The sequence below is a fragment of the candidate division KSB1 bacterium genome, from assembly GCA_034506255.1.
Classification (GTDB): Bacteria; Zhuqueibacterota; Zhuqueibacteria; order Zhuqueibacterales; family Zhuqueibacteraceae; genus Coneutiohabitans; species Coneutiohabitans thermophilus.
On record JAPDPX010000002.1, the window covers coordinates 432,496 to 459,141 of the forward strand.

At 59.7% G+C, this 26,646-nt stretch carries 18 protein-coding genes; 7 read left to right on the plus strand and 11 right to left on the minus strand.

Annotated elements, in window-relative coordinates:
• Positions 1-83 precede the first annotated feature (83 nt).
• From ONB52_05345 to ONB52_05385, 9 genes are all read right to left on the minus strand, one after another.
• Entirely contained in the window at positions 84-1,205 is a 1,122-nt protein-coding gene (locus ONB52_05345; GenBank protein MDZ7415573.1) for an ATP--guanido phosphotransferase, read from the minus strand.
• Positions 1,202-1,738: a UvrB/UvrC motif-containing protein gene (locus ONB52_05350; protein ID MDZ7415574.1), complete on the minus strand. Its 537-nt coding sequence runs from the start codon at positions 1,736-1,738 to the stop codon at positions 1,202-1,204. Before ONB52_05350 ends, ONB52_05345 begins: the two co-directional genes overlap by 4 nt.
• Positions 1,739-2,074: 336 nt before the next feature.
• Entirely contained in the window at positions 2,075-2,821 is a 747-nt protein-coding gene (locus tag ONB52_05355) for an ABC transporter ATP-binding protein (protein ID MDZ7415575.1), read from the minus strand.
• Positions 2,814-4,061, minus strand: coding sequence for a lipoprotein-releasing ABC transporter permease subunit (locus tag ONB52_05360; GenBank protein ID MDZ7415576.1), 1,248 nt, complete (start codon positions 4,059-4,061; stop codon positions 2,814-2,816). Before ONB52_05360 ends, ONB52_05355 begins: the two co-directional genes overlap by 8 nt.
• Before the next feature lie 87 nt (positions 4,062-4,148).
• Complete coding sequence (gene lysS, locus ONB52_05365) at positions 4,149-5,687, minus strand: lysine--tRNA ligase (protein ID MDZ7415577.1); 1,539 nt, start codon at positions 5,685-5,687, stop codon at positions 4,149-4,151.
• A 92-nt stretch (positions 5,688-5,779) separates the two neighbouring features.
• Positions 5,780-6,988, minus strand: a complete 1,209-nt coding sequence (gene alr / locus ONB52_05370) for an alanine racemase (protein MDZ7415578.1) — start codon at positions 6,986-6,988, stop codon at positions 5,780-5,782.
• An 82-nt stretch (positions 6,989-7,070) separates the two neighbouring features.
• Positions 7,071-8,217 (minus strand): peptide chain release factor 2 gene (prfB, locus tag ONB52_05375; GenBank protein MDZ7415579.1). Its coding sequence is split into 2 segments (ribosomal slippage): positions 7,071-8,147 and positions 8,149-8,217, totalling 1,146 coding nucleotides; the frame shifts between segments, so codons are not numbered across the junction.
• A 1,729-nt stretch (positions 8,218-9,946) separates the two neighbouring features.
• Positions 9,947-10,570 carry a transcriptional repressor LexA gene (gene lexA / locus ONB52_05380; GenBank protein ID MDZ7415580.1) on the minus strand — a complete coding sequence of 208 codons (624 nt, stop codon included), beginning with the start codon at positions 10,568-10,570 and terminating at the stop codon, positions 9,947-9,949.
• 564 nt (positions 10,571-11,134) lie between these two features.
• Complete coding sequence (locus tag ONB52_05385) at positions 11,135-11,290, minus strand: hypothetical protein (protein ID MDZ7415581.1); 156 nt, start codon at positions 11,288-11,290, stop codon at positions 11,135-11,137.
• Between the two features lie 175 nt (positions 11,291-11,465).
• On the opposite strand from ONB52_05385, the gene ONB52_05390 reads away from it, so the two are divergent.
• Positions 11,466-13,853 carry a PP2C family protein-serine/threonine phosphatase gene (locus tag ONB52_05390; protein MDZ7415582.1) on the plus strand — a complete coding sequence of 796 codons (2,388 nt, stop codon included), beginning with the start codon at positions 11,466-11,468 and terminating at the stop codon, positions 13,851-13,853.
• A gap of 98 nt (positions 13,854-13,951) precedes the next feature.
• Here the strand turns inward: ONB52_05390 and ONB52_05395 are convergent, their stop codons facing one another.
• Positions 13,952-14,752: a DUF3782 domain-containing protein gene (locus ONB52_05395; GenBank protein ID MDZ7415583.1), complete on the minus strand. Its 801-nt coding sequence runs from the start codon at positions 14,750-14,752 to the stop codon at positions 13,952-13,954.
• 200 nt (positions 14,753-14,952) lie between these two features.
• Positions 14,953-15,900: a glycosyltransferase family 2 protein gene (locus tag ONB52_05400; protein ID MDZ7415584.1), complete on the minus strand. Its 948-nt coding sequence runs from the start codon at positions 15,898-15,900 to the stop codon at positions 14,953-14,955.
• Between the two features lie 189 nt (positions 15,901-16,089).
• On the opposite strand from ONB52_05400, the gene ONB52_05405 reads away from it, so the two are divergent.
• The 6 genes from ONB52_05405 to smc all read left to right on the plus strand — a co-directional run bounded on the left by ONB52_05405 (position 16,090) and on the right by smc (position 26,307).
• A complete protein-coding gene (locus ONB52_05405) occupies positions 16,090-17,325 on the plus strand; it encodes an AI-2E family transporter (GenBank protein MDZ7415585.1) in 1,236 nt (411 codons plus the stop codon).
• A 24-nt stretch (positions 17,326-17,349) separates the two neighbouring features.
• On the plus strand, positions 17,350-18,108 hold the full coding sequence (locus tag ONB52_05410) for a hypothetical protein (protein ID MDZ7415586.1): 759 nt from the start codon (positions 17,350-17,352) through the stop codon (positions 18,106-18,108).
• Positions 18,109-18,441: 333 nt separating this feature from the next.
• Positions 18,442-18,975 carry a gamma carbonic anhydrase family protein gene (locus tag ONB52_05415; protein ID MDZ7415587.1) on the plus strand — a complete coding sequence of 178 codons (534 nt, stop codon included), beginning with the start codon at positions 18,442-18,444 and terminating at the stop codon, positions 18,973-18,975.
• A 445-nt stretch (positions 18,976-19,420) separates the two neighbouring features.
• Positions 19,421-22,036: a hypothetical protein gene (locus tag ONB52_05420; protein MDZ7415588.1), complete on the plus strand. Its 2,616-nt coding sequence runs from the start codon at positions 19,421-19,423 to the stop codon at positions 22,034-22,036.
• Positions 22,037-22,262: 226 nt separating this feature from the next.
• Entirely contained in the window at positions 22,263-22,577 is a 315-nt protein-coding gene (locus ONB52_05425) for a hypothetical protein (protein ID MDZ7415589.1), read from the plus strand.
• A gap of 115 nt (positions 22,578-22,692) precedes the next feature.
• Positions 22,693-26,307 (plus strand): chromosome segregation protein SMC, encoded by a 3,615-nt coding sequence (gene smc, locus ONB52_05430; protein ID MDZ7415590.1) that lies wholly within the window; start codon positions 22,693-22,695, stop codon positions 26,305-26,307.
• The last annotated feature ends 339 nt before the right edge of the window (positions 26,308-26,646 follow it).

Here is a 26,646-nt window from a genome sequence, read left to right on the forward strand (position 1 = left end):
GTAGGCTGAAGCGGTGCCCGATTTTTTCGCGGCGCAATCTACAAAGGAATTTTGCAAAAGTAAAGAGGGTTTTCCCCGCGGTTTCAGGAGTGTAATCCCAGCTTGACACGCAGCAGCGTGGCGCGCAGGACATCGCGTGCGAAGGCGCGCGCCGTGCCGCTGTGGGTCTTGCGCAAATGCCCGGGCTGCAGCATCAGGGTCAATTCATTAAGCAGAGCGAGCGGCCAGTTCTTCATCTCCGGCTGCCCGCAGTCATGCCCCAGCCGCAGCATCGAGAGCAGGTCGAGACACTCCTGGGAATTGAGCATGCGGGCGTAGCGCAGCGTGCCGTAGGCGCGCCCAATGCGGTCGAACAGAAAGTCATTGGGCGGCATCATGAGCTCGCCGCGGGTGTACTCTTCGAGCTGGTACAAGTCCTGCACCATCTCCGTCACCTCCGTCATCACTTCCATCTCGCTCTTGCCCAGCGTGAGTTGATTGGAAATTTGAAACATGTTGCCGCTTGCGGCGGTGCCTTCGCCGTAGAAGCCGCGCATCGTCATGCCGTGTTGTGCCAGCCGCCGCTTGGCCGACTCGATGCCGCCCACCAGCGCCAGCGCCGGCAGATGCATCAGCACCGACACGCGGATGCCGGTGCCGGTGTTGGTGGGGCAGGCGGTGAGATAGCCGAAGCGTTCGCTGAAGGCATAGTCGAGACGCTCGCTGAGCAGGTCGTCGAACGCACTGATGGCCTGCCACGCGTCGACAATCGCCAGCCCGGGCTGCAGGGTTTGCAGCCGCAAATGATCCTCTTCATTGATCATCAGGCTGAGCGATTCGTCGGCCGTGAGCGCGAGCAGCCGCGGCCCGGTGCGCATGATGAATGCCGGGCTGGCGAGCCGGCGTTCCACCAGCATCTCGCGATCCAGGCGCGACAGCCGCGAAAGTTCGAGACAGCGGATGGGCGTGACGAGCGGCAGGCTGGCAAGGGCCTCCCAGACTTTGGCAATGACTTGGGCTTGGCTGTTGCGATCCGCCTTGTTGGGAAAGGGATGGGCGGCGAGATTGCGTGCCAGACGAATGCGCGTGGCCAGCACGATGTTGCCGTACGGGCCGCTGCGCTGCAACCAGGAAGGGATGGTTTTGGCCAGTTCGTTGCAATAGCGCCGGGAGCTGGCGGCCGCCGTTTCCCACGTCTCCTGCGGTTTGTTGCTCTCGTGCTTCATGACGTGGCCGGCGGTGAGGGGCGGCCGGCTTGTTGTGCCGCTCGAATCGCATCGCGCAACTCGGCGGCGCGTTCGAATTTTTGCTCGCCAATAGCGCGTTCCAGTTCCTGGCGCAGGGCGGCCACATTTTTGCCGGCGGGCGGTTTGTGCGGCCGTGGCCGCCGCCCGGTGTGACGGTTGCGGCCGTGAATATTGCGCAGCAGCACTTTGAGCAACGGCTCAAATGCGGTGTAGCAGGCTGCACAGCCGAGCAGCCCGCCGGCATCAAATTCCGCCCGGGTCAGACCGCACTGCAGGCAGCGCCCATGCAGGGTGTTTTTCCCGCGCGACTTGCGGTGGCTGCCCTTCGCCGGTGCCTGCCCCAGAATGCTGTTCACCACTTTGCCGAAAAAGTCCGGCAAATTGACCGCGGCGTCGGGCAGGCCCTGTTGCTGCGCACAGGCCTGGCAGAGATAAATCTCGCTCTGTTTGCCATTCACGATTTGCCGCAAACGCACCGTGGCTTTGGCGTTGTGACAGGATTGACAGGTCATCTGTTCTGCCTTCCTCGCTGCATCGTTGCGTCGCAGAGATCCGCCGCCGTTTTCCCCTGATCCGCAACAGCCAGCGCAGCGAATATCTCAAACCGACCAACAAAAAATACGCCTCCCACGAAGCCGGGATCGCCCCCAAGAGCAACGGGTTGCGTGGGGCTGCCATCTTTGTGAAATAAAAACTCGCTTCATTGTTATTGTATGATGCCGCCTGCAAACCTGCCGCACCCGGAAGAAGCCCGGCCCTTCCTCCGCCCACCGCAGTGAAATGGCCGGTTGCAGAAAGCGGCCACCCCGGCCGGGCGTGCGGCTCCGCCTTGCCGGTGACAGGTTGTTTCATCTCCGCGCTGTGCCAAGCTCGTGCCGGTTGACATGAATGCTGCGAATTTGGCCGTCGAACAATTCCACCACGCGATCGGCGCGCGCGGCGAGGGAAAGATTGTGCGTCACGATGATGAACGTGCGCCGGTCCCGCCGGCTCAAATCCCACAGCAGTTGATGCAGGCTCTCACTTGACAAACGATCAAGATTGCCGGAGGGTTCATCGGCCAGAACGAGTCGGGGCTCGTTCATGAGCGCGCGGGCAACCGCCACCCGCTGTTGTTCGCCGCCGGAGAGTTGCCCGGGCCGGTGCCCCATGCGTGCCGCCACCCCCACATCCTGCAACAGTTGGATGGCGCGCTCCCGGGAAGCACGACCATTGCGGCCGGCGATCATGGCCGGCAACAGCACATTTTCCAGCGCAGTGAATTCCGGCAGCAGATGATGGAACTGGAAGACGAAGCCAATGAACTGGTTGCGGAAATAAGCAAGCTGGCGCTCATTGAGCCGGGACAGCGGGGTGTCACCGATGATGACTTCGCCGCTGGTGGGGCGATCCAGGGCGCCCAGCAGATGCAGCAGCGTGCTCTTGCCCACACCCGAAGCGCCGACCACGGCAACGATCTCGCCCGCGTACACGGTCAAATCCAACCCTTTGAGCACATCCAGTTGCCCGGTGGCAGTGGGGTAGGATTTGCACAGCCGGCGGGTGATGATGATGGGTTCCCTTGCGGCCATGATCTCCGGCTCACTTTCATTCATAGCGTATGGCCTGCACTGGATCGAGAGTGGCGGCACGCAACGCAGGGTAGATGGTCGCCGTGAAGGACAGCACAATGGCGGCCAGCCCCACCGCGGCAAAATCAAGCGGGCGCATCAAAATCGGCAGCGCATTGATGATGTAGACATCCGCGGGCAGCGAGAAGAATTTCCATTTGAGCTGGCTCCAGCACAGCAGATAGCCGAGCGTCAAGCCGGTGGCGGTGCCGATCACGCCGGCCACCAGCCCCTGCAGCATGAAGATGCGCATCACACTTTGATTGGTGGCGCCCATGCTCTTGAGAATGCCGATTTCCCTGGTTTTTTCCAGCACCACCATGATCAGGCTGCTGACGATGTTGAAGGCCGCCACGATGATGATCAGCGACAGAATGATGAATGCAATCCATTTCTCGAATTGCATCCAGGAGAACAGGTTTTTGTTGACCTCGAACCAGGTCTCAGTGTTGTAGGGGTATTTCAAGCGGCTTTCGATCAAGCCGGCGACCTCGTCGGCCAGGTCCATGTCCTCCAGCTTCAGTTGCAGGCCGGTCACCTTGTTGCCCAGTTCGAACAGCTTTTGCGCCTCGGGAATGCCGATGAAGGCGCAATTGGAATCATATTCGAAGATTCCGGTTTCGAAGTAGCCGGCGACGCGAAACTGCAGGGCGCGGGGCATGGCGCCGAAGCCGCTCACATTCAAACCCGCGGCAGAAAGCAGGGTTACTTTGTCGCCCGGACCGACCTCCAGCCGGTCCGCCAGCGAATAACCCAGAAGAATGCCGGGCAGCGGCCGCTCGCCCTCCTTGTCAATCAGGCCGAGGTCGAGTGTGCCGTAGTTGACATTCTTGACCAGGTCGGTCACCAGCGATTCGCGTTTGGGGTCGATACCCTTGATGATGATGCCTTCCTTGCGATCCTGGCCCTGCGCCAAAATCAGGGCCTTGTTGAAGACATAGGGCGAGGCCGCGACGATATGCGGCAGATCCTTGATTTTTTCCTCGACGGCGCGGTAATCGCTCAAACCCTGGTCATGGAAAGTCTTGACTTTGATATGAGCGTCGAAGCCAATGATGCGCGAGCGCACCTCGCTTTCGAAACCGTTCATCACCGAAAGCACGATCACCAGCGCGGCGGTGCCGATGGCCACGCCGGCAATCGAGATGTAGGTGATCAACGAGATGAATTTGACCTGGCGTTTCGAGCGCAGATAGCGCCGTGCGATGAACAGTTCGTAAAACATGCTGGCTGGTTTGCAATGATCCTGCAGTGGAAAAACTCGTCTGATGCTTTCTTGCCCGGGGTTCGACCGGCCGGCGCCCGGCGGAATCTACCTCTCCGGGCGCATCTGCGGAAACAGCAGCACGTCCCGGATCGAAGGCTGGTCGGTGAAGATCATGACCAGCCGGTCGATGCCGACGCCCAGGCCGGTGGTGGGCGGCATGCCGTACTCCAGCGCGCGCAGGAAATCCTCATCGAGTTGTTGTGCCTCCTCGTCACCGGCCTCCAGCAGGCGCTTCTGCTCCAGGAAACGCTCGCGCTGATCGATAGGGTCGTTCAATTCCGTGAAGGCGTTGCCGACCTCCTTGCCGGCCAGAAACGGCTCGAAGCGCTCCACCAGGCCGGGCTTGCTGCGATGGCGCTTGGCCAGCGGCGAGAGGGCAAGCGGATAATCGGTAATGAACACCGGCTGGATCAGCTTGGGCTCGACCTTCTCGCCGAAAATGGCATCGATGATCTTGCCTTCCCCCATGCTGGCATCGACGGCAACGCCCAGCTTGTGCGCAATGGTGCGCAGCTCGTCCAGGCTTTTGCCGAACAGCGCATAACCGGTCTCCTTTGCGATGGCATCGAGCATCGGAATCCGTGGCCAGGGCGGGGTGAGATCAATGTCCTGGCCTTGATAGGTGATGCGGCAGCCGCCGGTCAGATCCCGTGCGATTTTGCAGAACATTTCCTCGACCAAATTCGCCATGAAATGGTAATCCTGGTAGGCGATGTAGAGTTCCATCATGGTGAATTCGGGATTGTGGAAGCGGTCCATGCCCTCGTTGCGGAAATCCTTGGCGAATTCGAAGACGCCTTCGAAGCCGCCCACGATCAGACGTTTCAAATAGAGCTCGTTGGCGATGCGCAGATACAGGGTCATGTCCAGCGCGTTGTGGTGCGTAATAAAGGGGCGCGCCGAAGCACCGCCGTAAAGCGGCTGCAAGATGGGGGTTTCCACCTCGAGATAACCCCGGCCGGTAAGATATTCCCGCATGCTGGCAATGATGCGGCTGCGCTTGATGAACACCTCCCGCACCTGCGGGTTGACCGCCAGGTCGGCGTAGCGCTGGCGGTAACGAAACTCCTTGTCGGCCAGGGCATCGAAGACCATGCGTTCGCCGCCCGTCACCTTTTCTTTGGCAATCGGCAGGGGCCGCAGGGATTTCGCCAGCAGTTTGAAGCGGTCCGCCTGCACGGTGATTTCACCGGTGCGTGTCTTCACCACCTTGCCGGCCACGCCGATGATGTCGCCCAAATCCAGCAGGGGCACCAGGCGGTAGTTCTCCGCTCCGATCAAGTCTTGTTTGAGATAGAACTGCAGCCGGCCACTGGCATCCTCCAGGTGGCCGAAGGTGGCCTTGCCCATCGGCCGCAGCGCCATGATGCGGCCGCCAATCGTCACCTCTTTTTCGAACAGGGCCTCGAAGTTGTTTTTGATCTCCGCGGTGAGATGACTGCGTTGGAATTCGTGCGGAAAGGGATCGATGCCCAGTGCCTTGATTTGTTCGAATTTTTCACGGCGTGCCCGCAAAACCGTGCTGAGGTCTTCAGCGCTTTGCCGCTCCCGCTCCTGATGACTGTGGTCTTGAATGTCGTTCATAAAGTCCGTGTTGATTTTTTCCCGTGGTGGCTTTTTGCGGTTTCCCCCCCCCAACCGTTTGCCAGCTCGGTTTGATCCTTGGTCAATAAAATTCACGTGGGCGTGTCCAGCGCCTCCGCGAGACCGGTATAGCGACGGGGTACGCGTTTGGAGATGTTGCAGGTGACTTCGTAGGGAATCGTGCCCAAGCGTTCGCACCATTCGTAGATCGTGATTTCATCCCCGCCCTGCGGGCCCAGGAGGACGACTTCTTCGCCGCGGCGGATATCCGCCGCTTCGCCCAAGTCGACGATGATTTGATCCATGCACACCCGCCCGACCACCGGGCAGCGCCGGCCTGCCACCAGCACCTCCATATTATTGGAGAAACGGCGGTTGAAACCGTCGGCATAGCCGATGGGAATCGTCGCCAGAAAAGACGGCCGGCGGGTTTGAAAGGTTCGGCCATAGCTCACCGGGAAGTGCGCCGGCACGTGTTTGACCTGAAGCACTTGTGAACGCAGGCGCATGGCCGGCTGCAACGCGATCGCTTCGGAAGTTTCCCGGCTGGGATAGTAACCGTACATGATCACGCCGGCACGCACCATGTTGAAATAGGCTTCCGGCAGGTCGAGAATCGCGCCGCTGTTGGCCGCGTGGATCCATTGCGGTGAAATGCCGCGCTCCCGCAGACGCGTGACCGTGGCGCGAAAGGCGGCGAGCTGCTGCCGCGCATACGTTTTATCGGCCTCATCGCTGGTGGCGAGATGCGTGTAGAGGCCGGCCAGCGCCACTCCCGGCAGGCCCGCAAGGCGGAGCACAAATTCCACCGGGTCGTCCAGCACGCCCACCCGCCCCATGCCGGTGTCGATTTTGACCTGCACGGTCGCGACCGTGCCGAGCGCTTGGGCGCGCCGGGAGATGATTTGCGCGAGATCGAAGTCATAAACCGTCATCATCAGATCGTGATGCAGAAAAACCTCGATCTGCTGCTCGAACAGGCCGCCAAACACCAGTACCGGCACGCGGATGCCATGCTGGCGCAGCACGATGCCCTCCTCGGGCAGGGCCACACCAAGCTGACAGGCGCCGGCACGCAATGCAGCGTGTGCCACCGGCAGGCTGCCGTGGCCATAACCGTCGGCTTTGACCACGGCCATAACCGCCGCCGGATGCACGCGGCTGCAGATGCGGCGCATGTTGGCTGCCACCGCCTGCAGGTCGATATCCGCAACGGTTGGCCGTTGGCGGGCAAAGGGTTCACGTGGGGGAAAGTCGACCGCGGCACGGCCGGCAGGCCAGGTAGGCAGCTTACCCATCATGAGACTTTCGCTGGTGAGAAAATATCATCAGCCGCGGTGGTTGCTGCAGAAGGATACTCCGCGATGGTCTCCACTGGGACAACTAATCTTCGATTTCCAGCTCTTCCAGCAACTCGGCGCCGCCCTTCTTGTTGGCGCGCATGCCCATCAGATAGGCCTTGATGAACTCGTCCAGATCCCCGTCCATCACCGCCTGGACATTGCCGGTGCTCACGCCCGTGCGATGATCCTTGACCAGGTTGTAGGGATGAAAGACGTAGGAGCGAATCTGGCTGCCCCAGGCAATGTCCTTCTTGTTTTTTTCCAGCTCGCTGAATTTGGATTTCTCCTGCTCCAGCTTGAGCTGATAGAGCTTCGCCATGAGCAGCTTCATCGCCATGTCACGGTTGCGAATCTGGCTGCGTTCATTTTGGCACTGCACCACGATGCCGGTGGGCACGTGGGTGATGCGCACCGCCGACGAGGTTTTGTTGACATGCTGGCCGCCCGCGCCGCTGGCACGATAGGTGTCGATGCGCAGGTCTTTCTCCTCGATTTTGATGTCAACGTTGTTTTCCACCACCGGCAGCACGAACACCGAGGCAAAGGAAGTGTGCCGGCGTTTGTTGGCGTCGAACGGCGAGATGCGCACCAGGCGATGCACCCCGGCCTCCGCCTTGAGATAGCCATAGGCATATGGCCCGGTCACCTCGATGGTGGCATCTTTCAGGCCGGCTTCCTCTCCCGCCTGCAGGTCGATGACTTCGTACTTGAAGCCTTTGCGTTCGATCCAGCGCAGATACATGCGGTAGAGCATCTGCGTCCAGTCCTGGCTCTCGGTGCCGCCGGCGCCCGGGTGCAGCGTCAGGATGGCGTTGTTGGCGTCGTGTTCCCCCGAGAGCATGTTGCGAAACTCCAGCGCCGCCACTGCCTTCTCGAAAGCGTCCAGCTCCTTCTCGGCCTCCAGGAAAACGCTTTCGTCGCGCGCCTCCTCGGCCAATTCCAGCATGACGGCGGCGTCCTGACGTTTGCGCTCGACTTCCTGCCAGGCGCTGACCCACTCCCGCCGTGCCGCAAGCTCGCGCATTACCGCCTGTGCGCGCTCGTTGTCGTTCCAAAAATCCGGCGCGCTGCTCTTCTTTTCGAGCTCCTCAATCTCTTTCTCTTTTTTGGGAATTTCAAAGACTGTCCCGCAGGTAAACAACCCGCTGGGACATTTCCTTGAGTCTGGTGTGCAAATCTTCACGCATGAGTCTTGTTTCCTTGATGATGATAAATTTTGAACCGCTGCGAATATAGCAGAAATCGCCTAGAGATGCAAGCAGGCTTTTACCCAGGCCGTCCGGCGCAAGCATTTCAGATGACAATCACAACACATGAATGAGCGTCATTTGCGCCGCGGTCGGCAGGCAGAAAACCTGAAGGCGAACGGTGATTCTTTTCTGGTATGGAAGGTAAGACAGGAGGCGCACACAGCACGTTCTCGCGTGCTGGGATAAGAATGATCCTCTCCGGGCGCTGCTTCCGGACTAAAACTTGTCCGGCAGCATGCGAGGGCCGTGGTTGCCTGACAACGCGCCGCAACCCGAGTAGGGAACGCCATTCCTAGGCTCGTGGCGGATTGCTGCCATGCCAGGTCGCGATGCTGCCGGACTGGGGGAGGGAGGAAGGTGGGGGAGTATTTCAAATTTCCTATCAGCTTGACTATGTCTATGTCATAGCGCGGTCATCGCCGCAACCAAATCTTTTAACCGTGAAGCCGCAAAGCGCGCGAAGGATCTCTTTGTGTTCTTCATGCTTTTGCGATCAATCATGCGTTGTGATTATTCATCATTCGCTGTATGCCTGCCCTCATCAATTTGACGTTCCAGTTTGGGCACACCGGCTCAGCCAAGTTTGAAACGTTTTTGGACAGTCTTTTGCCGATGAGAACATGACAATTCAGCCACGGCTCGGCTGTGGTTTGCGGATTGGACCCTCGTAAAGTCTCATGCAAAGGCCAAACCGCTGCTGACCTCATCAGATGAACGGTTGCGTAAAAACAACCACACCCGTGTTGAGGGCGCAGCACTGGTTTTGGGCGTGCTGTCACCTGCCGTCCAACAGCCGGCGCCGGGCGGGATTCTCTGGATGCTTGCCGGCACTGCATGAATGGGCAGGGAGGAACCTGCTGCTTTGCAAACGAAGTGCGCAGGTTGCATGAGCCGAAAAAACACTCAGGCGCCACGCCAAACAACCTCGCGCGGTTGGGCAGCGAGCGACCGCGAACGCAGGCCGAAGGTCGGTGTGCCGTCTGGCTTGAGGGCAGGCTTGTTCGTGGTGCTTGTTGATCAGCGTGTTCCCGGAGTGCCGGTGTTTGCCCACAGCCGGGTCGCGATCAGCTTGGAGGCCAGTTTCCATCTGAATTGGCACCGAAGTGACCCAAGCCATGGGGAACGCAGATCGGACTGTTGATCCCTTGGTAGCGTGTGGAGTAGCGTAGGCCTCACTGTCTGAGGACAAGATGAGGTCTGCGCTACGTCCCCACGCGTGACTGAGTCATTACTTTGACCGTGGCGCTCATTTGCCCAGCGGGTGTTGCATGAAAAATTGCGCAGGCAAAGTTGTCATCACTTGCGCCAGGATTAAACCATTGATTCGCATTAATAGAGCGTTACCCTGATTTGGGGGAGCGGCTCTCAAGAGGTCATGTACGCGAATCTCATGGAAGATCAGGCAACCTGCCGGGATTTTCACAAGAGCTTTGGGAATGACAGTGGGGGCGGATATACCTGCAAAGCAATAGCACATGAGTTTTTGTCGCCTTGCTTGCGATTGGTGCCCTCGAGTGTCACCCAGAAAGACTCCCGGAAAGCCTCGGCGAGCTGTTCAAACCCTCACAGGATTTCGTCCAAATCACGGCCCGGCACCGCGTTTTTTACAAAATTCGCCGGAATGACATGGCGCGGCACCAGGCAAATGCCCCGGGATAACTGCACACTAGTGCACATTTTCGCGAATCAAAGCCACCACTTTGCCTTGAATCGACCATGCCTGGTTCAGCGGGATCGGGGCATAGGCGTTGTTTTCGGGTTTGAGAAACACTTCATTGCCATTGCTGACAAAACGCTTGACCGTGGCTTCTTCGCCGGTGAGTGCCACCACAATATCACCATTGCGCGCCTGATTGGTCGAGCGCACGATCACGAGATCGCCCTCATAAATGCCAGCGTCGATCATGCTGTCACCCTGAACGCGCAGCGCGAAATATTCCGAGCCGTCGCTGGTCAGGTAATCCGGCACCGGCACGTAGCGCTCGACGTTTTCCTGCGCGAGAATGGGCATGCCTGCCGCGATGCGGCCGAGCACCGGAACGTTGTCCGCGTGAGTCTGGTTGGGCAAGCCCATCGGGTGCAGCACTGTGATGCTGCGCGCGGCACCGCCGCCGTGCTTGGCAATATAGCCTTTCGCCTCCAAGGCCGCCAGATGTTTGAAGATTGCATTCTTCGAGCGAATGCCCAACTCATCCGCTAGCTCTTGCATGGTGGGCGGAAATCCGCGTTTCTTCACGTCGCGCGCGATCAGCTCGAGAATGAGCTTCTGCTTCTCCGTGAGTTTTTTCATGACACATGCTCCAGGTTTTTGGTGAGATCTCCGGCATGTCAGGCGCTCAGGCATGTGGCATACCCCTCGCCGCGAGCGCTGTTTGCCGATCTCCAGTTCCAGCCACCTTATCTCCCACTGTGGAGCCCTGCTTTAAATGGTGCACCTGTCATTCTCGCAAAATGGCTCACACAAGTGCCTTGGTGTTCACTGATATTATAATCACCGGTGAACGTATTGTCAAGACATTTTTTTAAAAATTTCAACTTTTTTTTCCAGTTCGACCACAAGTGTGCACCCTGCAAGTGTCCGCCAGTTGCTCGAGCAGGTTGCAGTTTAAATCGTTGCGACTCATCATCAGTGCGACGGGCGTGTCACTGCAATTTGCAGATCAATCGTTTGAAGAGTGTCGGAGATTTCAGCGCGTGGCTTCTGCCCAAGCACTGGGAAAGTCCTGATAGTGGAAATAGCTCTTGTGTGCTGTGGGGCACCTCGCGTGATTGACAACAAAGTTTCTCCCAAATAAAAATGATGCTGATGTCGTGAATACACGGTCTGCCGCAGGGATGCCACACTCAGCAAGCCTCATGGATAAAAGGTGGTGAAGTCGACGGCAGACTTGCGGGCAATGCTTTGCCAGGAGTTGGCCCCGGCCGGGTTGACTTTTCCTTCAAGCCGGTCTATATTGCCGACCTGTGTGCAGCTCCTGGCACTGCCGGAGAAGATGAGCGTGCGCGGCATGAGGCAATCATGGGCACGTGCATCGCGACCCATTGTTGTTGCAATTCCGGCTGAACTGACGCGCAGCAACTTTGCCTTACGCCGTCCAGATTTCCCATCTCCAACCACTCAGCCACCTATGCGATTTGATCCCAAAATCAAAAACCTTTTGCATGCGCTTGTTGGTGTTCTGGCGATGCTGGCTTCCCTTTGGCTGTGGGCCGATTTGCCGGTGGCGGATTTCCTGCGGCCGGCCGTGTCCATCGATGATGTGCTGGTCAGAGCCGAACAGGCGTTTCAACAATCTCCGCTCGCCGGTTTGGCTTTGCATCGCAGCATCAACGTGGCGACCAATCCCGAGCTTGCCAGGTATGTGCAGCAAGCCGGGCTGCCGCAAGCGGCCGCTTCCTCTCTCGCGCTTGGTCGTTGGGAAATTCTCCGGCAGGGTTCTGTGCCCAGCGGGGACAACAAGAAAGACCGGGCTCTCTTCCGCGTCAATTATGATTTCACCGGCAGGTTTATCGGCACGGAGCTGCGCGACCCGCGCCGGCGCGATCTGCCCGGCGCGAGCCAGGAGCAGGCGCTGTCGCAGGCGAAGACCTATCTTGCTGCCCTGGCGTTCGATACGACCGCATTCGCACTCTCCGAAAAGAAAACCGCAGAGGACGAAGGTGTCCTCACGCATGAGTTCACTTTCCTGCGCCCTGTCGCGTTAGCCGCCGCACTGCAGGAGCGCGTGCAAGTGCGCGTGGCGGGCAACACGGTTGTCTTTTTCAATCACGAAACCATTGTGCCGGAAACGAAGCAGCCGGCCGTCGCACCCCGGCAGGGAAGTGTGCGGTTTTCGGCCGAACCGGACGCGTTCTCCGAGGGGCGATTGGAGAAAATCGCGGATATTACCGTGGGCGTTTTAATTGGCATCACATGGACGCTGGTGCTCGGCTTTTTGATCGTGACCTTCTTCAAGCGCCTGCGCCATGATGAGATCGAATTCAAACGCGCGTGGTGGTTCGGGGGACTGCTTTTTCTTGCGACGGCAGTCTCGGTCGCCGTGCCCAACTGGCAGATCGACTGGCTGGCGGTTTTTCTTGGCGGCGGGATGAGTGGCTTGTTTGTCGGGCTGAGCATCGCCATGGTCTATGCCACCGCCGACGGTGTGAGCCGTGACGTCCGGCCGGAAAAGCTGGCGGTGCTCGATCTTCTCTTCACCGGCCATTTGCGTGTGCGTGAGTTGGGGGAGGCCATACTGCGTAGCTTCTTCATCGCTGGTACCATCGCCCTGCTGCTGGCGGCGCCGGTCTGGCTGGCCTGCCTCTGGCGTCTCAGCTATGTGCATGTCGAACAGAATTTGGTCTGGTTTCTCGGCGGACCGGCCGCCATGCTGGCCGTCGTCAGCAAAAATGTCACTGCCGCCGCCTATCATGCCGTGATCTTCTTCCTGTTTTGGCCGGCCTATTTGGAATCACGCCTGCGCAGGCATGGCCCGGTTCTGGCCTTGCTGGCCCTGTCTTTTGCCCTCGCCGGTTTCTCCCTGAATTATCTGCGACCGCTGTATTTCAATCCCGTGCTCATGCTGCCCGCGGCGTTCTTGCTCGCCCGCTTCGCACTGCGCCATGACTTCTTCACATTGCTGCTCGCGTTGTTCCTCTTTGGCCTGGTGTTGGATTTGAGTTTCATCGGTATTCTGCCGCCGGCCCGAACGGGCACAGGGCCTGTGGTGTGGACCGTGCTGGCTGTGTTGTTGTTGACCACGGGTGCACTGCTGATTTATCAACCCAGGTCCGTGCAGGATTTCCGCGGCTACGTCCCGGCCTATGTCAGCCGCATTGCCGAGCGCGCACGATTTTTGAAGGAACTGGAGATCGCACACAGCGTACAGTTGCGCTTCCTGCCACAGGTGGCGCCCGATTTCCCCAACCTTGAAATTGCCAGCATCTGCCGCCCTGCGAAGGAGGTGGGTGGCGATTATTTCGATTTCATCCGCTCCGGCCCGGGCCGCCTGAGTGTCGTGGTCGGCGATGTCTCCGGCAAAGGGGTATCCGCCGCGTTTTACATGACGCTCGCCAAGGGCATCATCCAGGCGCTCGCCCGCCAGTCCCATTCGCCCAAATCGTTGCTCTGCGACATGAACACAGTTTTCTATGAGAATACCCCCAAAGAAATCTTCATCAGCTTGATCTATGGCTGTTTCGATCTTGCTGCCCGCACGCTCACTTTTGCCCGTGCGGGTCATAATCCGCTGATTCTGCACAAGGGCTTGGGTGGCGAAGTGCAACTATTGCATCCGGGCGGCCTGGCCATTGGCTTGGAACGCGGCGAGGTCTTCGCCGCCACCATCGAAGAACAGCGCCTGTCGATTCAGCGCGGCGATGTTTTCGTCTTTTACACCGACGGGATCTCCGAGGCGATGAATGCAGAGGGGGAAGAATTCGGGGAAGAGCGTTTGCGCCAGGTCATCAGCCGCCTGGGCCAGACCTCGGCGCAACAAATGCTGGATGCCATCACCCGTGAGGTATTCGATTTTATCAGTGACGCACCCCCGCACGATGATTTCACCCTGGTGGTGGTCAAAGTGGTGGGATGAGCTCGCTGCAGCGCCCGCCGAGTGTCTGACGCGGGAGGGGGTTGCGCAAGGTGCTGTCACTCCGGCGGCAGCCGGGGCACGCCCGCCCCGGCAGGTTTTCAAGACTCGTGGGGGTGCTTTCGGCTCTCCGCCAAATCCACCTCATCGGCAAAACTGTACACTTCCACCCCCAACTGTTGGGCCGCAACGTGGGCTTTGGGATCAACCATGGGCGAAATCACAATATTGCGATCGGCCTTGCGGCCATGCCGGTGCTCGTAAAATTCCTTCTTGCGCCAAAACGCGTAGATGTCGGATTTGCTCATCGAGGATTTGATCTCACACAAGATGAGAAAACCATTGTATATGATGACATCCAGTTCCACCTGTTCGGGTCTGCCAAACACCAGCCCATGTTCGTCATAATCCTGGTAGTGTTCCACCTTGATTTTGAAAGACTCTTCCAATATGGCCTTCAGGCCGTTGCGGAAGGAGGCTTCCGATTGCATCCCCCACCTGGCTCCCAATGCACCGATGCTGTGGTCGATTCTTCGCTCCAATGCCTTGATCGATGCCAGCATCTCCCGGATGACCTTTTGGTTCTCCTCCCATTTCTTCCGACTCTCCTCCTGATTCCGCTCCCACCTCCTCTCGTTCTCTTCCCACTTCTTTCGATTTTCCTCCTGACTCTGCTCCCATCTCCTCTGATTCTCTTCCCACTTCTTGTCCTGCCGTTCGCGGTCGGCTTTGAGTTCGGCTAAAATGCGATCGATGCGATCTTCCGTCCTCTCTTTCTCAGCATACTGGTCAGCCGTTATTCCCGCAACAAGGCGACGACAAGTATCATCCTCTTCGAGCAGGTGGGTCAGCTCGCTGCGGACGAGGGACTTGATTTGTTCGGTGTCATTTATTGCTGGCATGGCTGTTATCCTCGTATGGGATGCAATTTAAAAAAACGTTTTGATTCCCCCACTCAATCAGGAAAGAGGCAGGTTGCGCGTGCCGGCTATTGCATTTATTTGCCGGCAACTTAGGGGTTGTGTCGAAAAAAAGCAAGAGACGAGTTTGGCGGACCTCGAGCCGGCTGGCGGGCGGCGGCGAGAAGGCCGAAAGTCGGCGTTCAAAAAGACCACAGCCGCAGCAGCAGGAGGGCGTGGCCACACCATTGCGCCCGGCGGCTGCGCCACGACTGCGGCGCGGGCAGCAGGCGATCAAATGGCAGGGCGAGCGACAACAGCAACAGGGTGGCCAGCTCTGAGAACCCCACGATCAATTTTGCAATCAATACTTGTTTGGGGCCATGGTGCTTGCGAAAGTAGCGGCACAGGCTGCGATAGAACGCCAGGAAATTGTGTGCCACCGCCTGTTTGGCACTTTGACCGCCGACATGATAAACCCGCACTGCGGGCAGATAGTACAACTTTCCCCCGGCGGCCGCCACGTTGTGGCACAGCTCGACATCCTCGAAGTACATGAAGTAGCCTTCGTCAAAGCCCCCCGCTGCCTGGAATACTTCACGGCGCAGTGCCAGGCAGGCGCCGGCCTGCGGCACCGGCCGTTGCTCATTGTGATCCCACCAGGTCATCCGGTAGCGACCAAAACGTCTGCTTTTCGGAAACAAACGGGCCAGCCCGCTGCGCTCATAAAAAAGGGTTGCCAGCGTGGGAAGCTCACGGACGGCACCGATTTGAATGCTGCCGTCGGGATTCAAGTGTTTGGGGACACAGCCGGCGGCTGCGGGATTGGCATCCAAAAAGCCGGCCAGGGCGGCCGCCAAATCGTCATCCACCCAGGTGTCGGGATTGAGCAGCAGGAGATACCGACCCTGTGCCATTTGCACGGCGGCGTTATTGGCTGCGCCAAAGCCGCGATTTTCCGGCAGCCGCAACAGCTTGACGAAGGGGAATTCACGGGCGATCAGCTCGGCGCTGCCGTCCGCGGAGGCGTTGTCGCACACGATGATTTCATATGCCACGCCGCGGCAAAATTGCTGCAGCGAAGCCAGGCAACGCGCGATGTCGCCGCGCGAATTGTAAGTGATAATGATAATGCTGAGTGCGGGTGGCATCACAGGCACAGTGGAAATGTCCGGCGGCGATTTGAGCGGCAATTATACGCAAGCATGACGGCATTCTCAAGCACTTTTGTCGGACAAATATCTTGCTTCTCTGTGAGACTGCCGCTATATTGCCTCCCGTTTTGCGGATTCTCCCGGCCGCACTGCCAGCGGCTGGTCACCCGAACCAGGCAAATCGCGATGCAAACCCCGCCCCCGCATTATCATTTGCAGTTTTCCGACCGGCAATTTTACATCATCGGCCGCGTCCTGCTCGCGCTGTTGCTGTTCGCCGCCGCGCTGGTGGTGATGTTTTTCATGCGCAACCTGCTGGCGCCCCTGGTGATTTCGATCTTCCTCGCCTATTTGCTCGAGCCCGCAGTGGCCGCCTTGGAGAATCGCGGCCTCGACCGTGTGTGGGCGATTCTGCTGGTGTTTTTGGGTCTGGCAGCTCTCGCCGCCACGATTTTCCTTCTGCTGCGCGCCGAAATCTCCAGCGAGGTGCAAACCATTCTCGCCCATGTGCAACTCGAAGAGCCTGGGGTGCTCGTCGAGCAGATCAAGGACAAACTCCGGCAGTCGTTTCCCGGGGCCACGCAGGCGCGCATCATTGACATGATCGGCACGGTGATCCGGCACTTCTTCTTCTCCTTTTTCAAACCCGGCGTGGAAGGCGTGCTGGAACTGTTCTCCACCGTCGGCGGCCTGATTATCGTGCCGTTTCTCACCTTCTTCATTCTGAAGGACTCGCGCTCCCTGCAAAACGCCATCGTGCAGCGCATCCCCAATCGCTATTTCGAAATGTCACTCAGCCTGTTTCACAAGGCCAGCCAGCAGCTCGGCCGTTACATTCGCGGCGTTTTGCTCGACGGCGCGATTGTCGGCCTGCTGGTGATGATCGCGCTCTCCCTGCTCGATTTGCGCTACGCCGTGTTTATCGGCATGCTGGCGGGCATGGCCAATCTCATTCCCTACCTCGGCCCGGTGCTGGGCGGCATTCCCGCCATTGCGGTTTCTGTGATCGACCGCGGCAATTTCTCCGGCGTGCCGGCGGTGCTGCTGGCCTTCGCGGTGGTGAAGATCATCGATGACTTTTTGATTCAGCCCTATGTGGTTTCCAAAAGTGTGGCGTTGCATCCCGTGGTCGTGATCCTCGCCATCTACGTCGGTGGCAATCTCGCCGGCATTTTGGGCATGATCGTCGCCGTGCCGGTGGTCGCCATCATCAAAGGCAGCATCGAGATTCTGCACTGGGGATTCAGCGAGTACTACATTTTTCGCCTGCCGGAGTTTGCCTTTGCCCACAGCGAGCAATTCAAGCAGGCCAACACGGTGTCCTCCGCGCCCGCGATTGTGGCTGCCCCACCCGGCAGTCACCCGCACGCGCGCGTGGAAGCGGCTGCCACGGCGGTCCCGGTTCAATCCTCCGCGTCCTGAGCGATTTCCTGAAGCATTTTGTGCATGCGCCGTCCGGTTTTGAGCATGGGTTTGTGCCTGCTGACCGCCTTGGTCAGCCAAGCCTGTTTGAAAGCGACATTGCAGCAGGGGCCGCGCGAGACTGACGCGCCCGCCCCCCGCGCCCGGGAAAATCCGCCGCCCGTGGTGAAGGATGCGATGGCGGCGGGAGCCGCGCGTGCCGCTCTGCCGGCTTACGTGGTGGATTGTGACCGCAACTTGATCGATCTCGCCACGCCGTTGCGGGCAATCGCCGATTCTCTCAGCGCGTTGCAGTTGCCGTACAACGCCGACAATCTGGCCGACTGCTCGGGCATTTATCATCGCACCGTGCAGGCGTTAAAAGCCCGCTGCCCGAACATTGCGACGCCGGAAGCCGGCCGTGCCCGCAGCGTCGAAGCCATTGCCCGCTGGTATGCCGAGCGCCGCGAGTTAATCGTGATTCACGATCCGCTGGCGCAGGCGGAATTGATCAAGCCGGGCGCGGTGATGTTTTATGGCCGTGAGCGGCGCGTGCACCGCAAACTCGAACCAACGCACGCCCTCGCGGCGGTCGATCATCTCGGCATTGTGGTCTCGGTGGAACGCGATGCCGAAGGCAGGCTGCTTTCCTATCAGCTCTTTCATGGCCGTGTGCCGGGCAAGCCCGCTGCCATCACCAACTCCCACCGGCGCCGGCCCTCCCGGCCCACCTTCCCGCCGTTTGGCAACGGCGAACAGCACTGGATCGGCCTCGCGCGTCTGGTGAATGCCTCCTGGTATTGAACAACACTTTTTGGAAAAAAGTCATGCGGCAAGCAGCGCGCGTGTTCCCGGACGCCGTGCCTGATTGACGATGGACTTTGCCGAAATGACATCGCGAGCGTGTGGCTACACTGTTTTTATGTAATGCACCCTGGCACGGGGCGATCATCAGCCCGTCGCCATGCACAGACGGATGTTCCCGTCTGCAGCGCGTCCCAAACGGCCGCCGGGCTCCCGGACAATTGCGCCGTGCCACAGGTGATTTTTGCTGCGCAGAGGACCGTTCGCCTGCAGCAGGATAAGTTTTGCACCTTGTGCAACCGGGAAACCAACCGCAAGCCGAAAATTTGAAGCATGATTCTCCCTTATCAGCAAATTTTGCCGCGCCTGGGCCACAACATTTTTTTGGCGCCGAATGCCACGGTTATCGGCGACGTCGAGATCGGCGATGAGTGCGGTATTTGGTTTGGCACCGTGATCCGCGGCGATGTCAATTACATTCGCATCGGGCCGCGCACCAACATTCAGGATTTGTGCATGTGCCACGTCACGCTCAACAAGTGGCCGCTGATCATCGGGGAGGGCGTGACCGTTGGGCACAGTGCCATCCTGCATGGCTGTGTGATCGAGGATTATTGCCTGATCGGCATGGGTGCCAAAATTTTGGATGGCGCGCGCGTTGGGCCGCAAGCGCTGGTGGCCGCCGGCTCCCTGGTGCGGGAGGGTGTCGTTGTGCCCGCCCGCACGCTGGTGGCGGGCGTGCCGGCCGTGGTGAAACGGGCTCTCACGCCGGTGGAGATCGAGAACTTGCAGGCCTCGGCGGCGCGCTACGTTCGCTACAAAAATGAATATCTCGCGGCGGGCATCGGCCGGGTGACTTCGCAGTGAGCGGCAGACGCGGCCACCTGAGCAGCGCCCCGCGTCTTATCATTTATTGCTCACCCTGATCAAAATATGTGCAACCGTCTTGCGGCTTTGGGAATCCCGCGGCACAACGTGCTGTGAATGACCCCGTTTCAGCCTCCCTGCCTGCCCGGCAAGACTCTGCTGTTGCTTTTCTTGCCTTCGCTGCTTATTTTGCCGCGTTTTTTTATCGCAGCGCCGGGGTTTGCCGCCTCTTTCCCAACGCCCAAGAGCCAGGCCAGACAGATGGAGGCCGTCGGGACAAATTCGTCGAATGGAGCGTGCTATATGTTCCTGCCGCACGGCGGTCGCGAGTCCCGGCTTGCTCCGCCTTCTTCCGGGAGAGCGTCTCCGTCATTTTCACGACTTTTGGAAAGCGAATCGTCTTTAATGTGGAGCAGTTGTGTTGCCTCGTGGAAAGTTGTCCGGATTGCTTCTATTGATCTGCTGCGCTGCAAGTGTGATCGGGCTGCATGCCCAAACCAATGTTGTCCTGCCTTATCGCGCCGCGCCCACGGTTTTCGTCCCGGTGGATTCCGCCGCCGCGCCGCGCCGCCTGATTTCTCTCAACGGTGAGTGGCGCGCCACTGCCGAAGAGCCGGGCTTCAGTGGCACCGTCATGATTCCCGGCGCCTACGATTTTGAGGGCGTGGTGACTTTCACCCGCACCTTTCGCCTGGATCCCTCCCTGCAAAACAAAACGATGCGACTGCAGGTGCACGGCATCAACTATCTCGCGCAGATTGCGCTGAACGACGAGATCACCGGCAGCCACGAAGGCGGCTACACCCCTTTTGTCGTCGAGTTGCGCGCCGAGCGGCTCTCCTTCACCCAGGACAACACGCTCAAAATCACGGTTGACAACCGGCTGTCGCCGCGCACCACCCTCCCGGCGAAACAGCGGCCGCTGGGGTGGCGCAATGAAGGCGGTGTGATTCGTGAAATTTTTCTCGAAATCCTGCCGGAGATCCACTTTGCCACACTGCGCTTCGCCTATCAGTTGCAGCCGGCGCAGGCGCTCATCCACTTCAGCGCGCAGCTTCGCGCCCGCCGCGATCTGCCAGCGGCGCAGGCCGCCGGTTTGCGCGCCACCATTGAAGTCTGGGATTCCGCCCGGCAAAACAAGCTCGCCGCCTCTCTGCCGGTGGCATGCGACAACTGGAGCGCCGGCCGGCAGGAGGTGCAGTTGAGCTGCGTGCTGACACAACCGGCCCTGTGGGCGCCGGCCACGCCCAATCTCTACGCTCTGCGGGCCGTGCTGGCGCAGCACGACACTCTGGTCGATGAAGTTTGGCAGGAGACCGGCTTTCGCACTGTGGAAGTTTCAGGCACTGAGTTGCGTCTCAACGGGGCACCGTTGGTCTTGCACGGTGCCACCTGGATGGAGACGTACAACCATCATTCCCTGCTGCTGGCAGTGGATGATCTGAACCATGTCATTACCACGGCACAACAGCTTGGTTTGAATGCGCTGCGCGTTGCCGGCCATCCACCGCATCCGCTTTTGCCCAGCCTCTGCGATCGCGCCGGGCTGCTGTTGTTGGAGGAGCTGCCGCTGTACTATCTCACCGAGGCACATTTTCGCCAATCCAATTTTTTGACATCGGCGCAGGCGCAAGCCCGGGAATTGATCGAGCGTGACCGCTCCCATCCCAGCGTGCTGGCCTGGGGCCTGGGTGCGCTGGCGGCACCCCTGTCCACCGGTGCGCAGCAGGCGCTCGCCGAAGTCGCCGCCACCATGCGCAAGCTCGATGACCGGCCGCTTTACACCGTCACCCTGCCCGGCTGGCTGCCGCTCTGGCAGCGCCACACCGATTTCATCCTGCTCGATCGCTTCTTGCGCCGGGATTTCACGCACACCATCGCGCTCGTCAAAAATGCGACCCAACCGGTGATCCCCATCTTCGGGCAGTGGGCCAGCGAGGCGCTGGCAGCCGGCAGGTCGTCAGAGGGCGCCAGCCGTGCGGCCGCAGAGGAACTGCAGGCGGAATACTTCGCGCGCCTTTTCGAAACACTCGGACGCAGTCAGGAAAATCCCGGTTACTTCATTGCGACCCTGACCGACTGGAGCGGGCCCATGCCGGTGCTGGCTGTCGGTCCGCGCCCGCCGGCGGCGGCCGCCAATCCCCCGGCGGCCGCGGAGGTCGATCACTTTCTCACGCTCGACCATCTGCGCACCCATCCCAGTGGCTTGGTGCAGGCGGCCGGACAAAATCGTCTGGCGTTCAAAGTTGTGCAGGCGCACAACCGCAAAGATGTCAACCCGGTGGTGGTCACCAAACAGGTGGCGTCCGGCAGCTCCGGCGTTTTTCAAATCACCGGCATTTTGTTGATTCTGATTTTGCTGTATTTCATTCAGCGGGACCGGCGGTTGCAGGATAATCTGCGGCGCGTGTTCGTGCATCCGCACGGTTTCTACATCGATGTCTATGAAAACCGCAAAGTCGCACCCTTTCTTACCGTGCTGCTGGGGATGGCGGAAAGCGCGGTGCTGGCCCTGCTGTTTACGCAAGTGTGCTATGCCTTTCGCCACCAACTCATCTTTGATCATGTGCTCGATCTGTTCGTGGGCGGGCCGGCCGCCAAGGCGTTTCTTGTCTGGCTGATCTGGAATCCCGGCTGGTTTCTGCTGCTCGCCACGACGGGCTTTTTTCTCGCCGGCCTCCTGCTCGCCCTGCTCCTGCGTCTGCTCGGAGTGTTTATGGGCAGCAGCCTGACGCTGAGCCAGTACTTCACCTTTGTTTTTTGGGTGTCGGCGAATTTGCTGCTGCTGGCGCCGATCGCGCCGGTGTTTCACCGCCTGTTGTTGATGCCGGACTTCGTGCGGCCGGTGCTGTTCGTCGTGGCCTGCCTGCTGCTCTGGCTGGCCGGGCGGGCGTTTCGCGTGCTGCGTGTCATTTACATGATCAGCTTTCTGCGCACCGCTCTGCTTTGCCTGCTGGTTTTTGGCGGCTTGCTGAGCGCGCTGCTGCTGTACTATGATCAGACCCAGGCGCTCTTCGATTATGCCAAATACTATTTCGCCATGGCGAAGGCCGCGGGCTGAAGCGCGGCCGCGCCCGGCGTAATCCCTCGGTAGCGCGTGTGGCGCAGCGCAGACTTCCCTGCCCAATGCTGCCAACTTTGTCGAGGCGATAAAATCCAAAAGCCAGAACACGCAAGGATGCGAAGCCGCAGAGGCTTCACAACGAGCACCCGTTCCGCCACGGTTTGACCGTGGCTTTATCTTGCGATCCCGTGAGGGCTCTTTGCAGGAGTGCCACGGCCAAGCCGTGGCCGATCAAAAAGGGGACGGAATTGCCGCCGCGAAGATTTTTGACCGCGCAACCCACCGAGGGCATGAGGGAAAACCTGGTGGTCTGGGTGACTTTGTGGTGCTGCGGTTTGTTGTTTGGCAACTGCCGCAGAAAAACTCTTTGCAGCCTGGCGTGAGAGCTTTTGCTTTGTTTGAAAAATCAGTGACATTGGACAGGACATCTGCGCTGCCTCCCCCCACATGCAACCGAGGCATTACTGCGCGGCCAAAAATATGCTTGTATTTCAGATCACCCGCGTCTAAATTTGCGGCCGGTGCAAAACAAAAGTGACAAGACTGCAAGATGGTTGACAGCACCACGTTCCACCCATCGTCCCCGACTTCATTCACGCCGCAGCACGCGCTGAACCGGCGGGCTGTCTTGCATACCTAGGTTGGGAGTCATCGTGTATCTTTCCAAGCTCGAGATTTTCGGATTCAAATCCTTCGCCAAAAAAACCGAGTTCAAGTTTCACAACGGCATCACCGGCGTGGTGGGCCCCAATGGGTGTGGCAAGAGCAACATCGTCGATGCCATCCGCTGGGTGCTCGGCGAACAAAAAGCCGGCGTGTTGCGCAGTGAACGCATGGAGAACGTCATCTTCAACGGCAGCAAAACCCAGAAACCGTTGGGCATGGCCGAAGTCTCACTCACCATTGAAAACACCAAAAACATCCTGCCCATCGACTACTCCGAAGTGGTGATCACCCGCCGGCTGTTCCGCTCCGGGGAGAGCCAGTATCTGCTCAACAATTCCGTCTGCCGTTTGAAAGACATCATGGATTTGTTCATGGACACCGGCATGGGCGCCAATGCCTATTCGGTGATCGAGCTGGCGATGGTCGAGCAAATCCTCAATGGCAAGGCGGAGGAGCGGCGGCACATCTTCGAAGAGGCCGCGGGCGTGGGCAAATACAAGGCGCGCCGCAAGGCCGCTTTTCGCAAGCTGGAAGCCACCGCCGCGGATTTGCTGCGCCTCAATGACGTGCTCTCCGAAGTCGAGAAGAACGTGGACTCCCTCAAGCGCCAGGTGCAAAAAGCGGAGCGCTACAAAACCTACGAAAACGAGCTTAAAGAAACCGATCTTGCACTTTCGACTTTTCAGTTCTACGCCATTCAGCATGAAGGCGCGCCGTTGACCGCGGAATCGAAGCAGTTGCACGACCGCCGCGAAGAACTTTCCGCGCAGCTCGCCACCGAAGAGGCGGAGATCGAGGAAATCCGGCTGCAAGTGCTCGAACTGGAAAAGCAACTCGTGGCGCGACAGCGTGAATTCAACGCCAACAGCGAGCGCATCCAGAAGAAGGAGGAGGAGGTGCTCGTCAGCCAGGAGCGTGTGCGCGCGGTGCAGGAAAATCGCAGCCGTCTCGTGCGGGAAATCGAGGAGCTCAACAAACGCAGTGCCCTGCTGGCGGAAATGCGCACCACCCTGGCGCACAAGCTGGAGGAGATGAAAAGCACGCTGGAAACTCTGGAGGTGGAAAGCCTCACCCGCCAGCGTGAACTGGAAGCCCGCCGCCAGGCCTATCAGGGCAAGCGCCAGCAATTGCGCGAGGCGGAAGGGCAGCGTTCCACCGAGCTGGCGGCCATCAGCAATCTTCAAAAAGAGCAGGAACGCCTGCGCACGCAACTGGAATTTGGCGAGCAGCGTCGGGCACAACTGACGGCGGAACTGGCAGCCCTGCAAGGACAGCGCGGCCCGCTGGAGGCGGCGCGCGATCAACTGGCCCAGCGTGTGGCGCAGAGCCTGGCGCACCTGGATCAGCTTGGCCTGCAGAGTGAGGAGAACCAGCAGGCAGTGCAGGCCAGGCAGAGCTGGATTGCCGAGGCCAGGCAGCGCCTGCTGGAGCTGTCGGCGCAGGCACAACGCCAGCGCGATCGCGCCAGCCTGTTGCGCAAGGTGCAGGAGAGTTATGAAGACCATCCCGAAAGTGTCAAGCACCTGCTGCTGGAGGGAGGCATGCCGGAGGGCTGTCTGGGCACTTTGGGTGAGCGCATCCGGGTGGCGGAGGCGCATCGCCAGGCGGTGGAAGCGGCGCTCGGCGAAGTGGCCATGGCCCTGCTCGTCGATCATCCCGATCGTGCCTTTCATGGCATCGCCCTGTTGCGCGCGCATGAGAAAGGCGTTGCCACCTTCGTGCCGGCAGGGGCCAACGGCCTGGGCTATGAAGCCAACGGCCAATTCCCCTTCCGCGACGAGGAAATCGTGGGCTGCCTGGCGGACCTGGTGGAATGCGACGCCGAACTGCGGCCGCTGATCCACAACCTCCTGGCGGATTTTTATCTGGTGAAATCGCAGGCTGCCGCACGCCGTCTTGCCGCGCTCAAATCGCCCCGCCGCCTGACGCTGGTGACACCCAGCGGGGAATTGGTGACCAACTGGGGCCCGGTGCGCGGCGGCTCCGGAAAAACCGTCAGCTCGGTGATCGGCCGCCGTGAAGAGATCGCCGCCCTGGAACAGGAGGTCGAACGCCTCGATGAGGAGATCGACACCCTGACCGGGCAATGGGAGCTGGCGGAGCGGGAATTGCGCGAGCTGCTGGCGCAGAGCGAGCGGCTGGCGCAGCAGCGCAAGGTGGTGGAAAAAGACCGACAGCAACTCGAAATCGAATTTGGCCAGGCGGCATTTCGTGTCACCAAACTGCTCGAGGAGCTGCAGCAGCGTGAGCAGGAATTGCAGCAACTCGAGCTGAGCCAGGTGGATTTTGTCAGCCAGCTCGCCAGTGTCCAGCCGCAGTTGCAGCAGCGGGAGGCGCTGCAAGCCACCGCCGAGCAGTTCTACCGCCAACTGGCCGGGGAGATCGAGAGTCTGGAAGCCCCGCTGCAGGCCGCGGAACAAGCGGCGAGCCAGGCAGCGCTGGCGGTGGTGGAGGCGCGCGCCGAGCTGCGCAACATCGAGGCTGAAATCAACCGTCTGGAACAAAACCGCCGGGAAATCGCCGAGGCGATTCAGGATCGCCAGGAACAAATCCGGCAGGCGCAGCAGCAGGAGCAGGAACTGACGGCGCGCATCGCTGAAATTCGCGAGCAGTTGCAGGAGGATTTTGCCGAACGCAAGGAACTGGAAGACCTGGTGGCGGAGCTGGAACAAGCCTTTCGGGAGCGCAAAACCGTGGCGGAGGAGAAAGAACGCGCCCTGCGTCCGCGCCGCGCGGAACGCGATGAAATCTCCGAGAAGCTGCACCAGATCGAACTGCGGCTCTCCGAGTTGAGCATGCAGCGTGCCAATCTGTTGCGACACGCGCTGGAGAATTATGACGTCGACCTGGTGCAATATGCCGCGGCTCATCCCCCCGCCGCGGATCAGGAATGCGACGTGGCCGCCATCAGCGAGCGTGTCAACTGGCTGCGCAACCGCTTGAAGAGCATGGGCCCGGTCAACCTGCTGGCGCTCACCGACTACGAAAAGGAAAAGGAACGTTTCGACTTTCTCATCGCGCAAAAGGAAGACCTGATCAAAGCCGAGGACAATCTCAAGGAAACCATCAAGGTCATCAACGACACGGCCTATGAACGCTTCGGCAAGGTTTTCTCGCAAATCCGCGAGAATTTCATTCAGGTCTTCAAGAGCTTCTTCCCCGACGGCCTGGTGGATTTGCGGCTGGATGAGGGCGACCCGCTGGAGTGTGACATCATCATTGAAGCCAATCCCAAGGGCCGCAAGCTCGGCTCGCTCGCCCTGCTCTCCGGCGGGGAAAAGACACTGACTGCCATCTCCCTGCTGTTCGCCATCTACCTGGTCAAGCCCAGCCCCTTCTGCATTCTGGATGAGGTGGACGCCCCGCTCGATGACAACAACATCGGCCGCTTCACCAGCGCGCTGCGCAAGTTTGCCGAGAATACCCAGTTCATCTGTGTCACGCACAACAAGGGCACGATGAAAGCGGCGGACTATCTCTACGGCGTCACCATGGAAGAACACGGGGTGTCGAAAGTCGTGTCGGTCAAGTTCGAAGACGTGGACATCGGCCGGTTGACCACCAACGCCCCGGCGGCGGTCGCCGAGTTGAGCCAAAACTAGCAGTCTGCTGTCACCCTGGAGAGGCACGGGCCCTGCCATGTCCTTTGCAAACAGGCAGTGAAAAGTGGGGCATGTTGCCGGGGTGCCAGGGGCAACACAGTGAACCGCTGTGTCACAGCCTTTGCTGGCACCGCCACCTGCGCCCCGAACGCCGGTGCCGATTTGTTCTGGCTTGCGGCTGAGCTTGGCGCGCGGAAGTTCCGCCGCCGGTGCGCCCCGTGATCGCGGCCACCACTATTGCCGGCGGCGCCAACAGGCAAAAATGGACGCCGCGCTCCACGCCCTGTCACAGCAGGCATACGCGGGGCGTGGAACTTTTGCTTGCTTATCAGGGGCTGG